At 64.4% G+C, this 22735-nt stretch carries 21 protein-coding genes; 16 read left to right on the top strand and 5 right to left on the bottom strand.

Annotated elements, in window-relative coordinates; genetic code table 11:
* Positions 1–80 precede the first annotated feature (80 nt).
* From AB5Y50_RS11730 to aspS, 3 genes are all read right to left on the bottom strand, one after another.
* A complete protein-coding gene (locus tag AB5Y50_RS11730; protein ID WP_160836848.1) occupies positions 81–1706 on the bottom strand; it encodes a phosphoethanolamine transferase in 1626 nt (541 codons plus the stop codon).
* A 421-nt stretch (positions 1707–2127) separates the two neighbouring features.
* Complete coding sequence (locus AB5Y50_RS11725) at positions 2128–2868, bottom strand: YebC/PmpR family DNA-binding transcriptional regulator (protein WP_010674094.1); 741 nt, start codon at positions 2866–2868, stop codon at positions 2128–2130.
* Between the two features lie 71 nt (positions 2869–2939).
* A complete protein-coding gene (gene aspS / locus AB5Y50_RS11720) occupies positions 2940–4724 on the bottom strand; it encodes an aspartate--tRNA ligase (RefSeq protein ID WP_160836850.1) in 1785 nt (594 codons plus the stop codon).
* A gap of 428 nt (positions 4725–5152) precedes the next feature.
* Between aspS and AB5Y50_RS11715 the strand changes: the two genes are divergently transcribed.
* From AB5Y50_RS11715 to AB5Y50_RS11680, 8 genes are all read left to right on the top strand, one after another.
* Complete coding sequence (locus AB5Y50_RS11715) at positions 5153–6001, top strand: DUF72 domain-containing protein (RefSeq protein WP_109112019.1); 849 nt, start codon at positions 5153–5155, stop codon at positions 5999–6001.
* 333 nt (positions 6002–6334) lie between these two features.
* Entirely contained in the window at positions 6335–7072 is a 738-nt protein-coding gene (gene cmoA / locus AB5Y50_RS11710; protein ID WP_180911552.1) for a carboxy-S-adenosyl-L-methionine synthase CmoA, read from the top strand.
* Positions 7073–7075: 3 nt separating this feature from the next.
* Entirely contained in the window at positions 7076–8053 is a 978-nt protein-coding gene (cmoB, locus tag AB5Y50_RS11705; RefSeq protein WP_180911551.1) for a tRNA 5-methoxyuridine(34)/uridine 5-oxyacetic acid(34) synthase CmoB, read from the top strand.
* An 82-nt stretch (positions 8054–8135) separates the two neighbouring features.
* The gene (locus AB5Y50_RS11700; protein WP_010674089.1) at positions 8136–8894 is read left to right on the top strand and encodes an ATP-dependent zinc protease; all 759 of its coding nucleotides are present in this window, start codon (positions 8136–8138) and stop codon (positions 8892–8894) included.
* Positions 8895–8897: 3 nt separating this feature from the next.
* Positions 8898–10436, top strand: a complete 1539-nt coding sequence (locus AB5Y50_RS11695) for an inactive transglutaminase family protein (RefSeq protein WP_041215543.1) — start codon at positions 8898–8900, stop codon at positions 10434–10436.
* A gap of 3 nt (positions 10437–10439) precedes the next feature.
* Positions 10440–11405: an alpha-L-glutamate ligase-like protein gene (locus AB5Y50_RS11690; protein WP_039039849.1), complete on the top strand. Its 966-nt coding sequence runs from the start codon at positions 10440–10442 to the stop codon at positions 11403–11405.
* Between the two features lie 297 nt (positions 11406–11702).
* Positions 11703–12617: a hydrogen peroxide-inducible genes activator gene (locus AB5Y50_RS11685; RefSeq protein WP_010674086.1), complete on the top strand. Its 915-nt coding sequence runs from the start codon at positions 11703–11705 to the stop codon at positions 12615–12617.
* Positions 12618–12722: 105 nt separating this feature from the next.
* Positions 12723–13172: a C40 family peptidase gene (locus AB5Y50_RS11680; protein ID WP_180911550.1), complete on the top strand. Its 450-nt coding sequence runs from the start codon at positions 12723–12725 to the stop codon at positions 13170–13172.
* A 54-nt stretch (positions 13173–13226) separates the two neighbouring features.
* Here AB5Y50_RS11680 and AB5Y50_RS11675 read toward each other — a convergent pair whose 3' ends face one another.
* Positions 13227–13520, bottom strand: a complete 294-nt coding sequence (locus AB5Y50_RS11675) for a hypothetical protein (protein ID WP_010674084.1) — start codon at positions 13518–13520, stop codon at positions 13227–13229.
* Between the two features lie 212 nt (positions 13521–13732).
* Between AB5Y50_RS11675 and AB5Y50_RS11670 the strand changes: the two genes are divergently transcribed.
* Genes AB5Y50_RS11670 through AB5Y50_RS11655 form a run of 4 tightly spaced genes read left to right on the top strand, consistent with a single transcriptional unit; the run spans position 13733 to position 17480 of the window.
* Positions 13733–15163, top strand: coding sequence for a coniferyl aldehyde dehydrogenase (locus AB5Y50_RS11670; protein ID WP_325768096.1), 1431 nt, complete (start codon positions 13733–13735; stop codon positions 15161–15163).
* An 8-nt stretch (positions 15164–15171) separates the two neighbouring features.
* Entirely contained in the window at positions 15172–15762 is a 591-nt protein-coding gene (locus AB5Y50_RS11665) for a TetR/AcrR family transcriptional regulator (RefSeq protein ID WP_010674082.1), read from the top strand.
* The gene (locus AB5Y50_RS11660; protein ID WP_113977966.1) at positions 15752–16279 is read left to right on the top strand and encodes a hypothetical protein; all 528 of its coding nucleotides are present in this window, start codon (positions 15752–15754) and stop codon (positions 16277–16279) included. The genes AB5Y50_RS11665 and AB5Y50_RS11660 overlap by 11 nt, the downstream gene beginning before the upstream one ends.
* Positions 16280–16295: 16 nt before the next feature.
* Positions 16296–17480, top strand: a complete 1185-nt coding sequence (locus tag AB5Y50_RS11655) for an iron-containing alcohol dehydrogenase (protein ID WP_368162892.1) — start codon at positions 16296–16298, stop codon at positions 17478–17480.
* 15 nt (positions 17481–17495) lie between these two features.
* Here AB5Y50_RS11655 and cysM read toward each other — a convergent pair whose 3' ends face one another.
* Positions 17496–18386: a cysteine synthase CysM gene (gene cysM / locus AB5Y50_RS11650; protein WP_324034315.1), complete on the bottom strand. Its 891-nt coding sequence runs from the start codon at positions 18384–18386 to the stop codon at positions 17496–17498.
* A gap of 154 nt (positions 18387–18540) precedes the next feature.
* On the opposite strand from cysM, the gene AB5Y50_RS11645 reads away from it, so the two are divergent.
* The 4 genes from AB5Y50_RS11645 to AB5Y50_RS11630 all read left to right on the top strand — a co-directional run bounded on the left by AB5Y50_RS11645 (position 18541) and on the right by AB5Y50_RS11630 (position 22735).
* Positions 18541–18798 (top strand): GNAT family N-acetyltransferase, encoded by a 258-nt coding sequence (locus AB5Y50_RS11645; protein WP_041212700.1) that lies wholly within the window; start codon positions 18541–18543, stop codon positions 18796–18798.
* Entirely contained in the window at positions 18788–19372 is a 585-nt protein-coding gene (locus AB5Y50_RS11640) for a nucleotidyltransferase family protein (protein WP_324034316.1), read from the top strand. The genes AB5Y50_RS11645 and AB5Y50_RS11640 overlap by 11 nt, the downstream gene beginning before the upstream one ends.
* Positions 19373–19442: 70 nt before the next feature.
* Positions 19443–21266, top strand: coding sequence for a SulP family inorganic anion transporter (locus AB5Y50_RS11635; protein WP_039039857.1), 1824 nt, complete (start codon positions 19443–19445; stop codon positions 21264–21266).
* A 122-nt stretch (positions 21267–21388) separates the two neighbouring features.
* On the top strand, positions 21389–22735 hold the full coding sequence (locus tag AB5Y50_RS11630; RefSeq protein ID WP_045525276.1) for an MATE family efflux transporter: 1347 nt from the start codon (positions 21389–21391) through the stop codon (positions 22733–22735).

Below are 22735 nucleotides of genomic sequence, written 5' to 3'. Positions count from 1 at the left end.
GCCGGTTCACCCCGCTCTACAAGGTTTGAACAGAGCGTAGGTTCGATTAGCCCCGTAGCGGCGTAATCGGACGCCGTGGTTCACCCTGCCCGGCACGGTTTGAACAGATCCAGCTTGCCGTCATAGACCTGGGTCTGCACGTCCATGATGCCGAGCATGGAGTGAAACAGGTTGTCGTGGGAGAAGCGCTTGCTGGCTGCCTCCTGTTGCAGGCAATCCAGATTGAGCTGACGGTCTGCCTGCAACTGGGGAGAGAACCAGGTCAGGAGCGGCACCCGGGTCTGATCGTCCGGTGCGAACTTGTAGGGGGTGCCGTGCAGATAGAGCCCCATGGCGCCGAGGGATTCGCCGTGATCCGACAGATAGACCAGCCCCACGTTGTACTGGCTCTCCAGGCTCTTGAGCTTGTCGATGAGCTGGGCCAGCACCTTGTCGGTGTAGCGGATGGTGTTGTCATAGGTGTTCACCAGCTCTTCGTTGCTGCAGTTCTCGATGTCGCTGCGCGGGCAGTCCGGCAGGAAGACGCGATCGGCGGCCGGGTAGCGGCGATAGTAGGTCGGACCGTGGCTGCCCATCAGGTGGAAGGCCACCAGCTTGCTGCCCTGCTTGCCCTGCATGTCGGCGATCTGCTGATCCAGCCCCTGCAACAGCACCTCGTCATGACAGGCATTGCCGGAGCAGTATGCGGGGAATGCCTTGGGCTCAATCTCGATGGTGGGGACGTTTTTGCACACCCCCTTGCAGCCGCCGTCGTTTTCCTTCCAGAGCACCGAGATCCCGGCATGTTGCAGCACGTCCAGCAAGCCGTCCTGGGACTGGGCCCTGGCCTCGTCATAGCCGCGCCGGGTCATGTTCGAGAACATGCAGGGCACGGAGAGCGCCGTGGCGGTGCCGCAGGAGCGCACGTTCCTGAACGAGACCACATTGGCCTCCTTCTCGGTGAAGCCGTTGGTCTCCTTCTCGTAGCCGTTGAGGGAGTAGTTCTGGCTGCGGGCCGTCTCCCCCACCACCAGGAACATCAGGGTCGGCTTCTCATGCTGGCCGATCACCCTGGCATCGGTGCCGATCTGCTGGTAGGGAATGGGAGTGGCGAAGACCACATCCCGGGCGTACTTGTAGAGCCCATGCACATAGTTGGCGGGCACTATCTCCTTGCCGAGGGACTTGTTGTTGCGCCCGACCGAGGCGTAATCCTGGTAATAGAGGGCGGCAGCCCCCATCAGAAACAGCAAGGAGAGGGCGATGGAACCGAGGCGCAGACCCAGTCCCTTGTACCAGGGACGGGGGTACTCAATCTTCACCCACAGCAGGACCAGCACCGGCAGCAGGCCGGTCAGCAGGAACCAGAGCACCACGGAGCCGTTGAGGTAGGAGCCCGCCTCCCCGCTGTTGGTCTCGATGATGTTCTGCATCATGCCCATGTCGAAGATCACCCCGTACTTGAGCATGGCGTAGCTGACCAGGGAGCCGGTCAGGATGAGCAAGGCGAAAAAGGGCTTGAGCAGATAACGGAAGGTAAAGGGCAGGAACACCGCGTTGAGGGCCGCCACCAGTACCAGGGGAATGGAAAGGACAAACCCCGCCTTGACGTGTTCAAGGGCGCTGAGAATGCGATAAAAGTGCAGGAAAATGGGCCAGTTGAAGACCAGTGCAAACAGCAGCACCAGCAACAGATTGACCTTCATCACTCCCAGAGTGAGACGCATAGAGAGACTCCGACAAACCAGTGGAACTAACAACCTGCCAGCAGGCTTCGTGGTGACCATCCCGACACTCGGCCCTGAAAAACAGGACAAGAGCCAGGGAGGTCCAGATACGGGGTCATCCTAGGACGGCAAACTTAAGCGAACATTAAGAGAGGAAATCGAACCACAAGGGGAGGTGCGCGGTCTGGCACATAAAAAAACGGCAGCCCGGGCTGCCGTTTTTGCGAAGGTAAACAAGGTGTCGCACCTGTGTGTTCGCGAACCTGAACAGGGTCGCGAGAGGCCGGCGATCTCGCCGGAGCCGGGGAAGAGGACCGTTATGGCCTTCTCCCTCTTGCTCTGGGGGATCACAGGGTCGCGGCGATCTCGTCGGAGCCAGGGCAGAGGACCGTTGTGGTCGCCCTCCCCTTGCCCTGGGGGATCACAGGGTCGCGGCGATCTCGTCGGAGATGGAGCCGTTGTGGTACACCTCCTGCACATCGTCCAGATCTTCCAGCATGTCGATGAGGCGCATCAGCTTGGGCGCGGTCTCGGCATCCAGTTCCGCCTCGGTGGAGGGGATCATGGTCACTTCGGCGCTCTCGGGCTTGAAGCCGGCAGCTTCCAGACCGTCCAGCACGGTGCCGAAGTCGTTCGGGGTGGTGTAGACCTCTATGGTGCCATCTTCTTCGGTCACCACGTCGTCGGCACCGGCTTCCAGCGCGGCGTCCATCAGGGCGTCTTCATCGGCGCCCACGAAGGTCAGCACCCCCTTCTTGGTGAACAGATAGGCCACGGAGCCGTCGGTCCCCAGGTTGCCGCCGCACTTGCTGAAGGCGTGACGCACTTCGGCCACGGTACGGTTGCGGTTGTCGGTCAGGCACTCCACCATGACGGCGGAACCGGCCGGGCCGTACCCTTCGTACACGATGGTCTCGAGCTGCTCGCCGTCACCGCCGCCGGCCCCACGGGCGATCGCGCGGTTGATGGTGTCGCGGGTCATGTTGCTGGTCAGGGCTGCCGCCACCGCCGCACGCAGGCGGGGGTTGTTGGCAGGATCCGCATCACCCAGACGCGCGGAGGTGGTGATTTCGCGGATCAGCTTGGTGAAGATCTTGCCGCGCTTGGCGTCTTGCGCCGCCTTGCGGTGTTTGATGTTGGCCCATTTACTGTGACCTGCCATAGGGACTCTCCGTTATATTTCAATCAATTAGAGAATTATTGGGCTGACCGCATTAGCGGCCAGTCCCTTTCTTATTTGTTGCCTTTAAACACCGACTCGTCTTTGACGGTGGTCGCAATCGCCAGCTCGCCCAGCTGGGTCGGGTTGGCAAAGCTCGGGGCGTCCGTCATCAGACAGGCGGCCGCCGTGGTTTTCGGGAAGGCGATGACATCCCGGATGTTGTCGGTGCCAGTCAGCAGCATGCTGAGGCGGTCCAGACCAAACGCCAGGCCGGCGTGGGGCGGGGTGCCGTATTTCAGGGCATCCAGCAGGAAGCCGAACTTCAGGCGCTGCTCGTCCGGGGTGATCCCCAGGATGTCGAACACGGTGGCCTGCATCTCGCTGTTGTGGATACGCACAGAGCCGCCACCCACTTCGTAGCCGTTGATCACCATGTCGTAGGCGTTGGCGTAAGCGCCCACCGGGTTCGCTTTCAGCTCGCTCGGGCCCAGGTTGCTCGGGGCGGTGAAGGGGTGGTGCATGGCCGCCAGACCGCCTTCGCCGTCTTCCTCGAACATGGGGAAGTCGATGACCCAGAGCGGCTTCCAGACGTTCTCCACCAGACCCAGATCGCGGCCCACCTTGAGGCGCAGGGCGCCCATGGCGTCGCACACCACTTTCTTGGAGTCGGCGCCGAAGAAGATGATGTCGCCATCCATCGCGCCGGTGCGGGCCAGGATCTCGCGCACGATGGCGTCAGAGAGGAACTTGGCCACCGGGGACTGCACGCCCTCGAGGCCGCTGGCCGCGTCGTTGACCTTCATCCAGGCCAGGCCCTTGGCACCGTAGATGCCGACGAACTTGGTGTACTCGTCGATCTGCTTGCGGGACAGCTCCGCGCCACCCGGTACCTTCAGGGCCGCCACACGGCCTTTCGGATCCTTGGCAGGACCGGCGAACACGGCGAACTCCACCTCGGTCAAGAGATCTGCCACGTCCACCAGCTCCATCGGCAGGCGCAGGTCCGGCTTGTCGGAGCCGAAGCGGCGCATGGCCTCGTCGAAGGTCATGATGGGGAAGTCACCCAGGTCCACGTTCAGGATGTGCAGCCAGAGCTTGCGGATCATCTCTTCCATGATTTCACGCACCTGGGGCGCGGTCATGAAGGAGGTCTCCACGTCGATCTGGGTGAATTCCGGCTGGCGGTCGGCACGCAGGTCTTCGTCGCGGAAGCACTTGACGATCTGGTAGTAGCGGTCGAAGCCGGACATCATCAGCAACTGCTTGAACAGCTGGGGGGACTGCGGCAGGGCGTAGAACTTGCCCTTGTGCACGCGGCTCGGCACCAGGTAGTCACGGGCCCCTTCCGGGGTCGCCTTGGTCAGCATCGGGGTCTCGATGTCGAGGAAGCCGTGCTCGTCCATGAAGCGGCGCACGAAGGCACTGGCCTTGGCACGGGTCTTCAGGTACTTGGCCATCTCGGGACGACGCAGGTCCAGGTAGCGGTACTTGAGGCTCACCTCTTCGCTGTTGACCTGGTTGAAGTCAAGGGGCAGCGGCTCGGCACGGTTGATGATGGTCAGCTCGTGGGCGAACACCTCGATGGCACCGGTGGCCATGTCGCTGTTGCGCTGGGAGTCGGGGCGGGTACGCACCACACCGGTCACCTGGATGCAGAACTCGCCGCGCAGCTCGGAGGCCAGGGCAAAGGCGTCCGGCTTGTCCGGATCGAAGAACACCTGCACGATGCCCTCGCGGTCGCGCATGTCGATAAAGATGAGGCCGCCGAGATCACGACGACGATGGACCCAACCGCACAATGTAATGGTCTGCCCGGCATGGGCCTCATTGACCTGTCCGCAATAGATAGAGCGCATGGACTTCTTCCTTCGAAATGGTAGAGAGACGGTTCATCCTGGGTCGCCGGGCACGACTGGCAAGCACCGTCTGTCTCACAGCTGGCCAGATCCTGCTTCTTGCCCGGTTTGAAATCTGTCTCGGGTCATCCGGCTCCCCGAGCCGGATTCTTGCCGCCGTCCCAGGCATGCCCCCGCTCCCGACCGGGATGACGAGTGGGCGCCGGGGTATCGGCTGGCGTCGTTGTCTGGCCACTGCCGGGCCGCGATCATCGTCACCCGGGGGCTCGGTCGCGCGCATTACGACAATGTGGCAAACAAAAGGGTTGGCATTATAGAGGAAAACCTCCATTTGGGTAAAATGGCCCGCAGCCCCCTTTACCCTGTTTTTTGTTGTTCTGGCGCAAAAAGGAGGGCAAAAGTGCGCCAACCTGCCGACAGGAACCATCATGAGCCTCTATTTGGGCCTGCCCCAGTGGTCACACCCGGCCTGGCCCGGCCAGTTGCTGGGGATGAATGCCAGGCCCGCCGAGCACCTCGCCGACTATGCCAGGGTGTTCAACTCCGTGGAGGGCAACACCACCTTCTACGCCTCGCCGACCCCGGAGACGGTGCAGCGCTGGGCCGATGCGGTCCCCGACCACTTTCGCTTCAGCTTCAAGTTTCCCAAGGAGATCAGCCACCAGAGCGATCTGGTGAGCGTGGACAAACAGGTGACGGCCTTCATCCGCCTGCTGGCCCCCTTGCATGACAAGCTGGGGCTGCTCAAGCTGCAACTGCCCGCCCGCTTCGGGCCAGAGGGGCTGGCCCGTCTGGATGCCTTCTTCGCGCGGCTGCCCCAGGATTTCACCTATGCCCTCGAGGTGCGCCACCCCGATTTCTTCGCCAAGGGGGAGGCGGAACGGGCCCTCAACCGGATGCTGATGGCGCGGGGCATCAATCGCATCATGCTCGACAGCCGCCCGCTCTTCTCGGTGCCCGCCACCACGGCCGCCATGATCGATGCCCAGGGCAAGAAACCCAGGTTGCCGGTCCATCTGCTGGCCACGGGGGGGGCCCCGGTGGTGCGCCTGATTGGTTTGCCTCAAATCGAGGACAATCACCCTTTTTTGCCACCATGGTTGCCACATTGGAAACAATGGCTCCAGGAGGGCAAGGATCTCTACCTCTTTGTTCACACCGCCGACAATGCCCGGGCCCCCGAACTCGCACGGCAGATCAGCCGCCTGCTCGGCCAGGAGATGGCCCCCTGGCCGGGAGAAAACGATCGCGCCCGCCAGGGGGTGCTGCCCTTTTGAGCGACCCCCTCCCCGCCCCTTCTCCATCCCCAAAAAAAGCCGCTTTTTTTGTGGTCCCACCGGGGTTGGCGTCAAGACAAACGCCCGCCTTTCCTCTACACTAGCGTCCCAAGTAAGGTCCCGGGCCTGGGTGCATGGCAATGCGTTGCCCACCCCAGCCCGGCACCCTGAGGGCCCGGACCATGGCCCGTTGCGAACAGGGGCAGCCCGAAGGATCCCGGAGCAAGCCACCCCGTTCGTCAACCGGTGACGACGCCATTTCGATGCCCGTCCACCCAAGATTCAATTGAATAAAACAGCCGCCCACCACACCGGCTGTCAGGTTGCGTCAGCATGCACGATCAGATTTTTGCCGCCCCTATCGCCCGTCTGGGAGACTTCTGCTTTGACGAGCAGGTCGTCGACGTCTTCCCCGACATGATCCAGCGCTCGGTGCCCGGTTACAGCAACATCATCTCCGCCATCGGCATGATGGCCGCCCGCTACGCCCAGCCCCAGAGCCGCCTCTACGATCTCGGCTGCTCCCTCGGCGCCGCGACCCAGGCCATGCGCCGCCACGTCACCCAGCCCGGTTGCCACATCACGGCGGTGGATCTCTCCCACCCCATGATCGAGCGGGCCCGCGCCCACCTCTCGGGCTTCAAGTCCGAGGTACCGGTGGAACTCATCGAGGCGGACATCTGCGGCATCCCCATCGAGAACGCCTCCGTGGTGGTGCTCAACTTCACCCTGCAGTTCGTCGCCCCCGAGAAGCGGGCCGCCCTCATCGCGCGCATCTTTGACGGCCTGCGCCCCGGCGGCATCCTCATCCTGAGCGAGAAGTTCCGCTTCGATGACGAGCAGGTCAACGAGCTGCTCATCGACTTGCACCTCGACTTCAAGCGGGCCAACGGCTACAGCGAGCTGGAAATCAGCCAGAAGCGCACCGCCCTTGAGAACGTGATGCGCACCGACACCCTGGCGGTCCATCAGGCGCGCCTGCGGGACGCCGGCTTCACCCACCTGGACCTCTGGTTCCAGTGCTTCAACTTCGGCTCCATGATTGCCATCAAAGCCAGCGACACCAACTAAGCCATGATCGATTTCGCCCATTTTTATCAACTGATCGCCAAGAACCGGTTGAGCCACTGGCTGCACACCCTGCCCGCCCAGCTGCACGCCTGGCAGCACGACAACCTGCACGGGGATCTGCCGCGCTGGAACCGCGCCCTCGCCAAGCTGCCCGTCGTGGCCCCCGGCCGGATCGAGCTCAAAGAGCGGGTCGCCATCGGCGGCCCCGATAGCCTGGGAGAGGGTGAGCGCAAGAAGACCGAGAGCCTGTTGCGCCAGCTCATGCCCTGGCGCAAGGGCCCCTTCCATGTGCACGGCATCCACATCGACACCGAGTGGCGCTCCGACTGGAAGTGGGATCGGGTGCTGCCCCACATCAGCCCGCTCCAGGGCCGCTACGTGCTGGACGTGGGCTGCGGCAGCGGCTACCACCTCTGGCGCATGGTGGGGGAAGGGGCGAAACTGGCGGTCGGCATCGACCCGAGCCCGCTGTTCCTCTGCCAGTTCGAAGCCATTCGCCACTTCATGGACAACGACCAGCGCGCCCACCTGCTGCCGCTCGGTATCCAGGATCTGCCGGATCTGCGGGCCTTTGACACCGTCTTCTCCATGGGGGTGCTCTATCATCGCAAGTCCCCCATCGAGCACATCGAGCAGTTGCGCAACCAGCTCAAAGACGATGGGGAGCTGGTGCTCGAGACCCTGGTGGTGGACGGCGACGAAAACCAGGTGCTGATGCCCTCCGATCGCTACGGCAAGATGCGCAACGTCTGGTTCCTCCCCTCGAGCGCGGCCCTCACACGCTGGGTCGAGCGCTGCGGGTTCACCGATGTGCGCATCGTCGACGAGAATATGACCAGCACCGACGAACAGCGTCGTACCGACTGGATGATTAACGAGTCCCTGAGTGACTATCTGGATCCACACAATCCTGCACTCACGGTCGAAGGATACCCGGCACCCAAACGTGCCGTACTGATCGCCAGAAAGGCCAAAGACTAGCCGATGGCGGCTGTGGAAGTTACACTGACCCAATTCCAGGAAGCACAGTTAAATGAATGACATGAAAAGCAAATTAAAAGGAATGACCCTGCTCTCCCTGCTCAGTCTCGGCGGGTGTGTCAGTATGGAAAAAGCCCCCCCGGCCCCGACCCTGACGCTGGCCGAGCTGCGCAACGAGATCTCGTTGAGCGAGCAACGTCTGCAAACATCCATGGAACAGCAACAGAAGCAGTATGTGCAGCAACAGCACCTGCTGGTTCAGCTCAACACCGATGTCACCAACATGAAAGAGTCCGTGAAGAAAGTCGACAGCAAGCTGGCTACCCTGCCTCCCGAGCCGCCCAAGGCCATGCCCATTCCCACCGAGAAGTGCCCGGCGCCGAGCCAGGGCCACACCGTCGATGGCAAGCTGCTGGTGGGTGAAGCGGAGTGGATCTGGGTTGACGCCGCCAACGACGCCTTCCAGGCCCGGGTCGACACCGGCGCCACCACCTCCTCCATCAGCGCTCAGGAGATCACCATCTTCGAGCGCAACGGCAAGAACTGGGTGCGCTTCTTCCTGAGCCACCAGGAGATGGACGACAAGATCCAGATTGAAGCGCCCCTGGTGCGTCACGTGCGGGTCCGTCAGGCTTCCGCCGACGATCTCGACCGTCGCCCCGTGGTCCGCCTCGCCGTGCGCATCGGCGACATGACCGAGAAGGCCGAATTTACCCTGAAGGACCGCAGCGACATGACCTTCCCCGTGCTGCTGGGCCGTGAATTCCTCAAAGACATCGCCGTGGTCGACGTGGCCCGCGAATATATCCAACCCAAACCCAAGCTCAAGGATGTGAAATAATCCATGGTTTCCCGTAAGCCGTTCTATCTGCTGGTCGCCCTGCTCTACATCGTCGGCCTGGGGATGACCTTCTATCATCACATCGCGCTGGACGTCCCGCTCACGCCGGGTGAAAAGCGCCAGATCTGGTCCATCGAAGCCAAGCTCGAGTTCGAGGCCACCGGCGAGCCGGTGATCGCCTCCCTGGCCATTCCGGGCACCCAGCCCGGCTTCACCCTGATGAACGAGAACGCCGCGAGCCCGGGCTATGGTCTGTCGTTCGTGGAAAAAGACGGGGATGCCCGCGCCGAGTGGTCCATCCGCGCCGCCTCCGGCCGTCAGGAGCTCTACTACCGGGTCGACATGATGGCCGATGCTCATGCCAAGCCCGCCGCCAACCCGCAGCCGCCCGCCATCGAGAAGCAGATCGAGAGCGAGCCCTACGCCACGGCCATGAAGCAGATCCTGGAGCGCGCCCAGGAGCGCTCCGCCGACGGCTACACCCTGACCCGCGAGATCATCAAGGAGATCGAGAAGCAGGAACAGAATGCCGAGCTGCTCAAGTCCCACAAGAGCCGCGCCAATCTGATTGCCGAGCTGCTCAACAACGCGGACGTCCCGGCCCGGGTGGTTCACGCCCTCAGCCTGGAAGATGGCCGTCGCCGTCAGGAGCTGGTGGATTACCTGCAGGTCTTCAACAGCCCGACCGACTACAAGCTGTTCAACCCGCAAAGCGGTGAACAGGGTCAACCGGCCAACCTGCTGCTGTGGGAGTACAACTCCGGCGCCCTCCTGGACGTCACCGGCGGTCACAACTCCCGCGTCACCTTCTCGATGATCGAGCAGGAGCAACCGGTCAACGTGGCCCTGGCCCAGAAGTTCGAAAAATCCGAGATGATGAACTTCTCCATCCACAGCCTGCCCCTGGAAGAGCAAGCCCTGTTCAAGGGTCTGCTGCTCATCCCCATCGGCGTGCTGATGGTGGTGTTCCTGCGGGTCATCGTGGGGATCAAGACCTCCGGCACCTTCATGCCGGTGCTGATCGCGGTCGCCTTCATCCAGACCTCGCTGGTCACCGGCCTCATCGGCTTCCTGCTGATCGTCGGCACCGGCCTGGTGATCCGTTCCTACCTCTCCAGGCTCAACCTGCTGCTGGTCGCCCGAATATCGGCGATCATCATCATGGTGATCTCGATGATCGGCATCTTCTCGGCGTTCGCCTTCAAGCTGGGGCTGACCGACGGCATGAAGATCACCTTCTTCCCGATGATCATCCTCTCCTGGACCATCGAACGCATGTCCATCCTGTGGGAAGAAGAGGGTCCCAAAGAGGTGTTCCGCCAGGGCGGCGGCTCCCTGCTGGTGGCGGTCATCGCCTACCTGGCCATGGACAACGAGCTCATTCGTCACCTCACCTTCAACTTCCTCGGCCTGCAGCTGGTGCTGATGGCGACCGTGCTGTTGATGGGTAACTACACCGGCTACAAGCTGAGCGAACTCAAGCGCTTCAAGCCGCTGGTGGACGAGATGAAGTCTGGTGCCACCCCGGGTAAGGACAAGTAACAGATGTGGTTCTGGCAGAAATACACCAGTCCGTGGAGTCTGTCCCAGGCAGGCATCCTCGGCATGAACAAGCGCAACCACTCCTACATCAGCCGCTACAACCCGCGCCGCCTCTATCCGCTGGTGGATGACAAGCTCAAGACCAAGCGCATCGCGCTGGATGCGGGGGTGACGGTGCCTGAACTCATCGGCACCATCCGCGAGCAGCACGACGTGACTCGCATCACCGAGCTGGTGAAGGACTGGCCGGGCTTCTGCATCAAGCCGGCCCGCGGCTCCGGCGGCAAGGGGATCCTGGTGATCCTGCGCCAGGAGGACGGCCTCTTCTACAAGCCCAACGGCAGCGCCGCCAACGGCCAGGATCTGGAGCGCCATGTCTCCAACATCCTGGCGGGGCTCTATTCCCTCGGCGGCAAGCCCGACGTGGCGCTGGTGGAAGGGCTCATCAACTTCGACGACGTGTTCGACGGCTACTCCTTCGAAGGGGTCCCCGATGCCCGGGTGATCATCTTCAAGGGGTTCCCGGTGATGGCCATGATGCGCCTCTCCACCTCGGCTTCCGATGGCAAGGCGAACCTGCACCAGGGCGCCGTGGGGGTGGGCCTGTGCCTGCGCACCGGCCGCGCCCTGCGGGCGGTGCAGTTTGGCAACCCGCTGCGCCACCACCCGGACACCGGCCTGGATCTCTATGATCTGAAGGTGCCCCACTGGGACACCCTGCTCAACCTGGCGGCCTCCTGCTACGAGATGTCCGGTCTTGGCTACATCGGGACCGACATGGTGCTGGACAAGTTCCGCGGCCCCATGCTGCTGGAGCTCAACGCCCGTCCGGGCCTTGCCATCCAGATCGCCAACGGTCGCGGCCTGGTGCCCAACCTCAAGACCATCGAGAAGCTGGGTCAGGTCAAGATGAACGTGGAGCAGCGGGTCAACTTCGCCAAGGATCACTTCGGTATCTTCGACGAATAGTTCACCCCCCTTCTGCAAAAACGCGCCCACCGGCGCGTTTTTTTATGGCCGCTCCTGCGCGCAGGGCGCTCCGCCCGAAGACCGATCCCCGTCACATCCCATGGCGGCCCCCCTTCAATGACGCGGCACAAGGGGATAAGCTCCCGACCAATGAGGGGTGACCAGCCCATCGGTGCAGGCCACCCCATGTGCGTGAGGCAGTGCGCCTGCCAGGGGGCACCGATTTGTCGGCGACAACGGGGCTTCTCGATGGTAGATTAATCAAATCAAATAGATAGCATCGATCGGGTTTCTCCTATGCAACGTTGGCCCAGCCTGAAGCAGCTCCAGTATCTGGTCGCTCTGGACGAGCACAAGAATTTCAACCGCGCCGCCAAGGCCTGCCATGTCAGCCAGTCGACCCTGAGTACCGGGATCCAGACCCTGGAGGACATGATGAACCTGCAACTGGTAGAACGGGATCACAAGAGCTTCATCATGACGCCGGTCGGCATGGAAATCGTGGCGCGGGCGCGCAACCTGCTCTCCGACGCCCGGGATCTGATGGAGCTGGGACAGCAGCAGGGGGGCGTCATGCACGGCACGGTGCGCCTGGGCTGCATCCCCACCATCGCCCCCTTCCTGCTGAGCAAGCTGCTGCAGGTGTGCGGCAAGGCCTATCCGGATCTGGAGCTGCTGCTGCGGGAAGACACCACCACCAATCTGCTCAAGCAGCTGGAGCAGGGGCAGCTCGATCTGCTGATCCTGGCGCTGCCGGTGGAGATCGGCGGCTTCCACAGCAAGACCGTCGGCCAGGATCCCTTCCACATGGTGATGCCCTCCCACATGGCGGCGGGCCTGCACATGCCGTTCGACTACAAGGAGCTGCCCAACCAGAGCATCTTCCTGCTGGAGCGGGAGCACTGCCTGACGGAGCACGCGGTGAGCGCCTGCCGGCTGCGGGACAAGAGCAAGATCAACCCCTTCGCCGCCACCAGCCTGCACACCCTGGTGCAGATGGTGGGGGCCGGTCTTGGCACCACCTTCCTGCCCCAGATGGCCATAGATGCGGGCATCCTCGACAACACGGACCTGGTGGCCATCCCCCTGCCCGGGGAGAAACCCTATCGGGAGATAGGCCTGGTGTGGCGCCCCAGCACCACCCGGGTGCAGACCTTCTACAAGATTGCCGAGCTGCTGACGCCGCTCATTACCCCCAAACCGGCGGGGTGATCCGGTGGCTGCCCCACAGGCGGCCACTCCTCAATGCCGTTGTCATTCAGGTTCCAGGCAGGATCATCGTCTATGATGAACCCCGTGCCCTATCAAGGAGTTGAGATGTTTCGCACCTTGCTGCTGCCCCTGCTGGCCCTGCTTCTCGCCGCCTGCTCCAGCACGCCGGAGCCTCCCCCTCCCGTGCGCCAGAGCGGCACATTCGACAACTTCTATCAGCAGTGGCGCGGCGTGCCCTATCGCATGGGCGGTACCAGCCGCGCCGGTCTCGACTGCTCCGCCTTCACACAGCTCGCCTACAGCCAGGTGCTGGGCTTCACCCTGCCCCGCACCACGGAATCCCAGGCGAGCCTCGGCCGCCCGGTGGACAGATACCGTCTTCAGCACGGGGACCTGGTCTTCTTCAAGACCGGCTGGCAGCAGTACCACGTCGGGGTCTACACCGGGGCAGGTGAGTTCATCCACGCCTCCACCAGCAAGGGCGTGATCCGCTCGCGCCTCGACAACGTCTACTGGAACAGCCGCTACTGGCAGGCCCGCAGGCTGGTCCAGTAGGTGCGACCCCAAACATGAAAAGGCCCCGAGGGGCCTTTTCATGTTGTTGCAGGGTCAGTGCTTGCGGTGCCAGCGGGGCGAGGTGGCGCGCTCCCCCCAGGGGGTCATGCAGGGCAGCAGGGCCCCCTCGATGACGCCCTCATGGCTCGCCAGCGCCAGGGCAATCTTCTCGTGGAGCAGGCGCAGCAGGTTCTTCTCCTGGCCCGCCAGGGAGTGGCCCGCGGCGAAATACTCCTGCTGATGTTGCAGCGCCAGCTTCTGGGCAAACTCATAGGTATTGAAACTGTCCGGCATGCGCGCGATCACGTCATCCAGCCGGGCCAGCAGGCTATGCAATTCCCTGGTCATGTGCGGTTCTCCCTCCGAGTTGGTGACCCACAATTACCCCTTATTAGATAGAAGACCAATCCGGATGCCTCAAAAATGGGAGCCCGGACACAGTTCCGGGCAACGCTGCCCACTGGCAGCCACCCTCTGCCCTCGCCCGGTTTACAAGTCGGCAACGAATCGCTAGATTTGGACCGACTAATCAGTCGGTCACTTTTCGTGCGGAGCATGCCATGGACACCACCGTCACCCCCGCCTCACCGGACAAGTTCTCCCTCCCCGAGCAACTGCATCGGCTCAGGCAGGCCTGCCAGGCCACCCCCATGCCGGATCTGGCGTCCCGCCGTGCCAGACTTGATGCCCTCAAGCAGGGGCTGCTGCGCCACAAGCAGGCACTGTGTCAGGCCCTGGCCCGGGACTACGGCCAGCGCAGCGATTACGACAGCCTGATCGCCGATGTGCTCCCTTGCGTCATGCAGATCAACTACACCCAGAAACGGCTCAAGGGGTGGATGAAACCGGAGCGCCGTCATTCCGGCCTGCTGCTGGCCCCCGCCAGGGTCGAGGTGCACTATCAGCCCCTCGGCGTGGTCGGCATCATGGTGCCCTGGAATTTCCCGGTGATGCTGAGCCTCGGGCCCCTCATCGGCGCCCTCGCCGCCGGCAACCGCGCCATGATCAAGCTCTCCGAGTTCACCCCTCACACCAACGCCGTGCTGCGCTCCCTGCTCGATGAGGCCCTCGGCGGTGACGAGGTGGTGGTCATCGAGGGGGATGCGGAGATCGCGGCCGCCTTCAGCGCCCTCCCCTTCGACCATCTCATCTTCACCGGCTCCACGGCGGTGGGTCGGCTGGTGATGGCCGCGGCCGCCCCCCAGCTCACCCCCCTCACCCTGGAGCTCGGCGGCAAGAGCCCCTGTCTCATCGCCCCCGACATGCCCCTGGCCCTGGCGGTGGCGCGGATGATCTTCGGCAAGAGCCTCAACGCCGGCCAGATCTGCGTGGCCCCCGACTACGTGCTGCTGCCGAGGGGGCAGGAGCAGGCCTTCATCGAGGCCTATCAGGCCCATTTTCGCCGCCTCTACCCTCAGGGGCTCGAGAGCCCGGATTATGGCGCCATCATCAACGCTCCCCAGTACGAGCGGCTCACCGCCTGGCTGGAAGAGGCGAGGCAGGCCGGCGCCCAGACCCACCCCTGCGTCACGCCCGCCCGGGATGACGCCACCCGCAAGCTGGTGCCCCACCTGCTGACCGAGGTGCCCGGCCACTGCCAGGTGATGCAGCAGGAGATCTTCGGCCCCCTGCTGCCCCTGGTGCCCTATGACGACATCGAGGAGGCCCTGGCCTATGTGGCGGCCCGGCCCCGCCCCCTGGCGCTCTATCTGATGAGCCTGGACGAGACGCTGCAACGCCGCCTCATCCGGGAGACCCACGCCGGGGGCATGGCCATCAACGAGAGTCTGTTCCAGGTGGCGGCGGACGATGCCCCCTTCGGCGGCATCGGTCCCTCCGGCATGGGCCACTATCACGGCCGCGAGGGGTTTCTCACCTTCTCCAAAGCGAAAACCGTGCTGCGCCGCGGGCGCTTCAGCACAGGCTCCCTCATTCACCCCCCCTATCGGCGCTGGTACCAGCGGCTGATGATGGCCCTGTTCCTGCGCTAGGAGGCGAGATGCGAGAAACCATGACCGACAAACGCCGCCAGATCCTGGATGCCGCCCTGGCCCTGTGCGCGGAGGATGGCCTGCAGGGCGCCGCCACCGCCCGCATCGCCAAGGCGGCCGGGGTGGCCAATGGCACCCTGTTTCATCACTTTCCCAGCAAGGAGGTGCTGATCCAGAGCCTCTACCAGGACATCAAACTGCGCCTTGGCGCCGCCATCACCGAGGCCGATGCCGCCCTGCCGCTCCAGGAGCAGGCCCGCCACTACTGGCACCAGGCCATGGGCTGGATGCAGGCTCACCCCCGTGAGCTCAGGTTCGTGCTGGGCTTTTTCCACTCCCCCCTGCTGGCCCGCCCCCTGCGCAGCCAGATCCTGGCGGAGACCCTGCATTTTCTGCCGAGCCTGCTCGCCCGAGGCCAGGCCAGCGGCGAGCTGATGTCGGCCCCGCCGGCCCTGATGCTGGAGGTGTGCCAGGGCCAGTTTCTGGCCTGCGCCTCCCTCTTTGTCGATCAGCCTGAACTGGGAGAAGACCCCCACTGGCAGGAGAGCGCCTTCACCCTCTTCTGGTCCGCCATCAGCGGAGGTTCCCATGCGCCCTGACGCCCTGCTTGCCACCGGCAGGCGCCTCTGGATTGGCAGCCTGCTCTGGATCATCGGCCGCACCCTGTGCCGCGCCGCCCGGGTCGACGAGGCGGTGCGCCGCGAGCTTGCCCCCCTGCCGGATGGCCTCACCATCAGGCTGGAGGTAAACGGCATGACCCGGGGGCTGAGTCTCTACAAGTTCGCGGGGCGCTGGCACTGCGGTGAGGAGGCTGGCAGGGCGCATTCGACCTGTGCCCATAACGGCCCCCACCCCCTGCGGGTGCGCTTCAAGCACCCCGCCGTCGCCTTTCGCGCCCTCAGTTTTCGCCTCGGCATCAACCAGGCCTTTTGCGAAAACCGGCTGCTGGTGGAGGGGGATCTCGACGCGGCCATGCACCTGGTGCGAGCGCTTGAGCAGTTGCAGAGCCTCATCCTGCCCGCCTTCATCGCGCGGCCCCTGCTTCGCCACTACCCGGACCCGCATCGCAAGCTCGCGCGGGCCTGCCACATCTATCTGGGTCTTCTGACCGGTTGAACACGAGGAGAACGGGATGAGCCGTTATTACGATTTTTTCTGCCCGGTCAAGCTGATGGCGGGGGAGCAGGCACTGGAGCAGTTGCCGGATGCCCTGAGGGGATTGGGGGCTGGCCGCCCGCTGCTGCTCACCGACAAGGGGGTCAGCGGCAGCGGGCTCGCCACCCTGCTGGCCGATGTGATGGCCGAAGGGGCCTTGCCGGTCGCCGCCATCTGGGACGAGATCCCGGCAGACTCCTCCACCGCCGTGGTGGAGCGGATCGCTCGCCACTACCGGGAGCTGGGCTGTGACAGCCTGCTCGCCCTTGGCGGCGGCTCCGTCATCGACACCGCCAAGGCGGTGAACATACTGGCGACCCTGGGGGGCGAGCGGCTGCTCGATTATGCCGGAGCGGATTGCCTGACCCATCCCCTCAACCCCCTGGCGGTGGTCCCCACCACGGCGGGGACCGGCTCCGAAGTGACGCTGGTGGCGGTGATCAAGGATGAAGGGAGCGGGCGCAAGGTGCCCTTCACCTCCCCCTTCCTGCTGCCCCGGCTGGCGGTGCTGGATCCCCGCCTCACCCTGGGGCTGCCGCTGCCCATCACCGCCGCCACCGCCATGGATGCCATGACCCACGCCATCGAGGCCTTCATCGGCAACGGCAAGAACCCGGTCAGTGACGCCCTGGCCCTGATGGCGGTGGAGAAGATTGCCACCGCCCTGCCCAGGGTGCTGGCCCACCCGACGGACAAGGGCCTGCGGCTGCAACTGGCGGAGGGCTCCACCCTGGCGGGCATGGCGTTTTCCAACTCCATGGTGGGGCTGGTGCACGCCCTCGGCCACAGTCTGGGGGCGCGCTGCCACCTGCCCCATGGCCTCTGTATGAACCTCTTCCTGCCCACCGTGCTCGACTACAACCGGCCCGGCATCGACCCCGAGCTCGCCCGCCTGCTGCTGCCCCTGGTGGGGCCGGAGCGCTTTGCCGCGACCCCGGCCGAGGGGAGACCCCAGGCCACCATCGAGGCGTTGCAGGCACTGCGCGATACCCTGTGGCAGACGGTCAAGCTGCCCCGCACCCTGCGGGAGGCGGGCCTCACCGACAAGACGCTGCTGCCCGGGATCCGGGATCTCGCCATCAACGACGGCGCCCTGCTCTACAACCGCAAGGATGCGGACAGGGAACAGTTGCTGGCCCTGCTGGAGCGGGCCTGGGAGTAACGGGCCCCTTGCCCGTCAGACATCGGGGGTGAAGACCCCGGTGGAGAGATAGCGATCCCCCCGATCGCAGATGATCGCCACCACCACCCCCTGCCCGATCTCCGCCGCCACCCGCAAGGCCCCGGCCACGGCGCCACCCGAGCTGACACCGCAGCAGATCCCCTCCTCCCGCGCCAGGCGGCGCATCATGACGAGGGACTCTTCCAGTGTCACATCCAGCACCCCATCGACCCGCGCAGGCTCGAAGATGGCGGGCCGGTAGGCCTCGGGCCAGCGGCGAATGCCGGGGATCTGGCTCCCCTCGGCCGGTTGCAGGCCGATCACCGCCACCGCCGGGTTCTGCTCCTTGAGGTAACGGGAGACCCCCATGATGGTGCCCGTGGTGCCCATGGCCGAGACGAAGTGAGTGACCGCCCCGCCGCTCTGGCGCCAGATCTCGGGGCCGGTGGAGCGGTAGTGGGCATCCGGGTTGGCGGGGTTGTTGAACTGATCGAGCACCAGCCCCTCCCCCCGCGCCTGCATCGCCAGGGCGAGGTCTCGCGCCGCTTCCATGCCCTCTTCCACCAGCACCAGCTCGGCGCCGTAGGCCTGCATGGCGTCGCGCCGCTCCTGGCTCATGTTGCTCGGCATGATGAGTCGCATCCGGTAACCCCGGGACGCCGCCACCATGGCCAGCGCGATGCCGGTATTGCCGGAGGTGGCCTCGATGAGCCGGGCTCCTGGCACTAAGTGACCACTCGCCTCTGCCTGCCTGATGAGGTTCAGCGCCGCCCTGTCCTTGACGGAGCCGGCGGGGTTGTTGCCCTCCAGCTTCACCAGCAGGGTGACGCCGGGGTGCGGATTGATGCGGCGCAGCGCCAGCAGCGGGGTGTTGCCTATCAGATCGTCCAGGGTGGCGAAGGCCATGACGGATCCATCCTCTCTCAATGTTCTATACCTTGCCTTGCGACCATTCGCAGGCTGGCCAGTGTAAGCGAGCCCGCCATGGGCGCAAAGAATGGCGTTGGCAAACCCTGTCCGCCATGTTCTGATCTTCCCATTCACCCAGAGAGGACTCCCGATGAGCGACATCCTTCACCAGGCCGATCAGCAGCAGTTTGTCTGCACCGTGGACGGCAAGCTCTCCCGCCTTGCCTATCGCCGGCTGGACGCCACCACGGTGGACGCCTACAGCACCCAGGTTCCCCCCGAGCTGCGCGGACAGGGGATTGCCGACAAGCTGGCCCGCCGCTTCTACGACTGGACCCTCTCTGAGGGGCTCACCATAGTGCCGAGCTGCAGCTACATCGACGTCTGGTTGCGCCGCAATGCCGGTTGAAGCCGGGCCGCTGCGGGAGGCACACCTGCGGGCCTGCACCGAGGCCCTGCTGCGGGCCGATCACCCGCGCATGGATTGCCTCCGGGCTGCGCGGGAGCTGGCGCTGCCCGACTGGGCCCTGGGGGCGGGGTTTGTGCGCAACCTCATCTGGGATCACCTCCATGACAAGGCCGAGCCCACCCCGCTCAACGACATCGATCTTATCTATCTGGACAGCACTGATCCGACTGGATTGAAGGAGGCCGATCACGAAGCCTGGCTCGCCGCCAGGATGCCGGGCCAGTTGTGGGAGGTGCGCAACCAGGCCCGCATGCATCTGCGCCAGCAGGTGCCTCCTTTTGCCAGCTCGCTCTCGGCCCTCAGCCACTGGGTGGAGATACCCACCTGCATCGGGGTCCGCCTGCTGGCAGATGATGCGTTCGAGTGGCTGGCCCCCTACGGCTTTGCCCCCAACTGGTCCCTGGTGGTGAGCCCCAATCCGCGCTGTCGCCAGGAGAGCCGTATCTTTAGCGAACGAGTCAGGGCCAAGGAGTGGCAACGCATCTGGCCTGACCTTGTGGTGAACTGGCCATGAGCGGATTGCAAAGGGTCGACAACCTTGGGCACACTAAGAAAAAGATGTTTGTAACTCAATGGGTTAAATAATGCGCGACTTCTTCTCTCTCGAGCGCTGGCTGCCGGGGCTCGCCGCCTTGCTGCAATACCAGCGGGCCTGGCTGATGCCGGATCTTCGCGCTGGCCTCTCGGTCGCGGCCGTGGCCCTGCCCGTGGCCATCGCCTATTCGGAGCTCGCCGGGGTAGGTGCCATCGTCGGCCTCTACTCCTGCATCCTGCCCATGGTGGTGTATGCCCTCTTTGGCACCTCCCGTCAGCTCATCGTCGGTCCGGATGCCGCCACCTGCGCGGTGATCGCCGCCGTGGTAACGCCGCTCGCCGCCGGGGATCCCACCCGTCACTGGCAACTGGTGATGACCATGACCGCCATGACCGGCTTCTGGTGCCTCATCGCCAGCCGCTTCAAGCTGGGGGTGCTGGCAGACTTTCTCTCCCGCCCCATCCTGATGGGGCTGCTCAACGGGGTGGCCATCACCATCATGGTGGGCCAGCTCTCCAAGATCTTCGGCTTCACCTTCAGCGAGCGCTACCTGATAGAGCGGATCCTGAACGGCACCAGCTACATTACCCAGACCCATCTGCCCACCCTGGCCATGAGCCTGACCGCTCTGCTCACCCTGCTGCTGGCCAAACGCTACAGACCGGCCTGGCCCTCCTCCATGGTGGCCATGGTGGTGACGGCGGCCCTGGTGTGGCTGTTCAATCTCGGCCGTGTCGACATCGCCACCCTGGGGACCATCGGCTCGGGGCTGCCCGCCTTCCAGATGCCGGACTTTCCCCCCGGGCTTATCCGTGAGCTGGTGCTGCCCGCCCTCAACCTCGCCATGGTGAGCTTCGTCTCCATGATGCTCACCGCCCGCAGCTTCGCCGCCAAGAATGGCTACGAGATTGATGCGGACAAGGAGTTTAGGGCGCTGGGCATGGCGAACCTGGCCGCCGCCGCCTCCCAGGGGTTTGCCATCAGCGGGGCGGATTCGCGTACCGCAGTCAACGACGCCAACGGCGGCAAGAGCCAGCTGGTCTCCATCATCGCCGCCGCCGTCATCGCCCTGGTCACCTTCTACCTGACGGCGCCGCTGCAATACATTCCCACCGCCGCCCTCGGCGTGGTGCTGGTGATGGCCTCCCTGTCGCTGACGGATTTTCGCGGCCTCTGGGCTCTGCGCGACTCGGACCGCGCCGCCTTCTGGCTCGCCCTGGTGACCTTTGTCAGCGTGCTCACCATGGGGGTCATTCCGGGCATCACCCTCGCGGTCCTGCTGGGGCTGTTCCAGTTCCTGCGCAACGTGATGCGCCCCACCGACCAACTGCTCGGCATGGACGACGAGGGCGTGGTGCGCACCCTGGGGGACAACGAGCAGGCCAAGGCGATTCCCGGCATCCTGGTCTACCGCTTCAACTCCCCGCTCACCTACTTCAACGCCCCCTACTTCAAGCGGCGGGTGCTGGCACTGCTGGTGCAGGATCCCCACAATCCCAGGTGCCTGGTGGTGGATGCGGTGGCCTGCTTCACCCATCAGGACATCAGCGTGATGAGCATGGTGGGAGAGCTGCACAAGGAGCTCAAGCGGCGCGGCATCCACATGGTGATGGCCGGTCGACACGGCCAGATGAGCCAGTGGTTCAAACAGGCGGGGATCCGGGTCGGCGAGGATGGCATCATCCTCTGCCCCGACATGTACCAGGCCCTGCGCATGACCCGCTGCTACCGGGAGCCGGTGTTCCGGGACGACGAGGGGGTGGAGAGCACCACGGATGCCCTGCTCACCCGCTGGCCGCACGATGACGACCTGCCCGACTCGGCGCGCCTCACCCGCCCCAGCGAGCAGGAAGCCGGCGCCACGCCGGTCTGAGAGACATCACCTGGTCGCAGGCCCCCTCCTCCTGCGACCAGGATTGCACCCCGCCCCCGCTTGGTGTTAAATGCCCCTCCAGTTGGCCCTGACGAGGGCCATCGCCAGCACCTGGATATCCCATGCAGACTCAATCCCACGCGGGCCCGGGCTCCCTCTTCGCCCTGACCTGGCCACTGTTCATCGATCTGGCCCTTCACTTTCTGACCGGGGCCCTCAACACCTTCATGGTGGGCCATGTCTCCTATCAGGGGGTGGCGGCCCTCGCGGTGGGCAACCAGGTCTTCGATCTCGCCATCACCCTGTTCAGCTTCGTCAGCATCGGCACCAGCGTGGTGATCACCCAGTATCTGGGGGCGGGAGACAAGGAAAAAGCCCGCGTCGTCATCCACACCGCCATCGGCTTCAACCTGCTGGTGGGACTGGTGGCCGCGGTCGGCGTCATGGCGGGGGCCAGCACCATGCTGGCGCTGATGAACCTGCCTGCCCACCTGATGAGCGACGGCAGCCTCTACCTGCAGATCATCGGGCTTTGCCTGCTGCCGGAGGCGGCGGCCCTCTGTCTGGCCGCCACCCTGCGTGCCCACGGCCACACCCGCCAGGCCATGTACGTGACCCTCATCGTCAACCTCATCACCTTCGTCGGCAACCTGCTGCTGCTCTATGGCTGGTTCGGCCTGCCCCAGCTCGGGGTCGCCGGGGTCGCCATCAGCACGGTGGCCGGGCGCATCGTCGGGGTGGTGCTGCTGGTATGGCTGGTGGCGCGCAAGACCGGCATCCGGCTGCGTCTGCCCGAGATCGTCCGCCCAAGCCGCGCCATGCTGGACAAGGTGCTGCACATCGGTCTGCCGGCGGCGGGGGAGAATCTCTCCTGGATGCTGCAGTTCATGGTGGTGACCGCCTTCGTCGGCCTGCTCGGCGACAAGGCGCTGGCGACCCAGTCCTACTTCTTCCAGATCTGCCTGTTCATCCTGCTGTTCGGCCTCTCCATCGGCCTTGGCAACGAGATCATCATCGGCCACCTGGCGGGGGCCCGACGCTTCGATCAGGCCTATCGCCAACTGATGAAGAGCCTGAAACTCGGCCTCATCGTCACCGCCGCCATCGCCATCGCCGCCGCCCTCAACGGCCGCGCCATCATCAGCCTGTTCACCGACGACGCCGACATCATCACCCAGGTGGCGCAGCTCTTCCTCATCAGCCTCATCCTCGAACCCGGTCGCACCTTCAATCTGGTGGTGATCAACGCCCTGCGCGCCACCGGGGATGCCCGTTTCCCGCTCTACATGGCGCTCGTCTCCATGTGGGGCATTGCCGTTCCCCTGGCCTATTTCCTTGGTATCATGCAGGGCTATGGCCTGGTAGGCATCTGGCTGGCCCTCGCCTGCGACGAGTGGGTGCGCGGTCTGGCCATGTTCTGGCGCTGGCGCAGTCGTCGCTGGCAAAACAAAATTCTTGTCGAAACATAA

The organism is Aeromonas sp. s6 (assembly GCF_040907815.1).
Classification (GTDB): domain Bacteria; phylum Pseudomonadota; class Gammaproteobacteria; order Enterobacterales; family Aeromonadaceae; genus Aeromonas; species Aeromonas caviae.
This window is presented reverse-complemented; position numbering and strand designations above follow the sequence as displayed.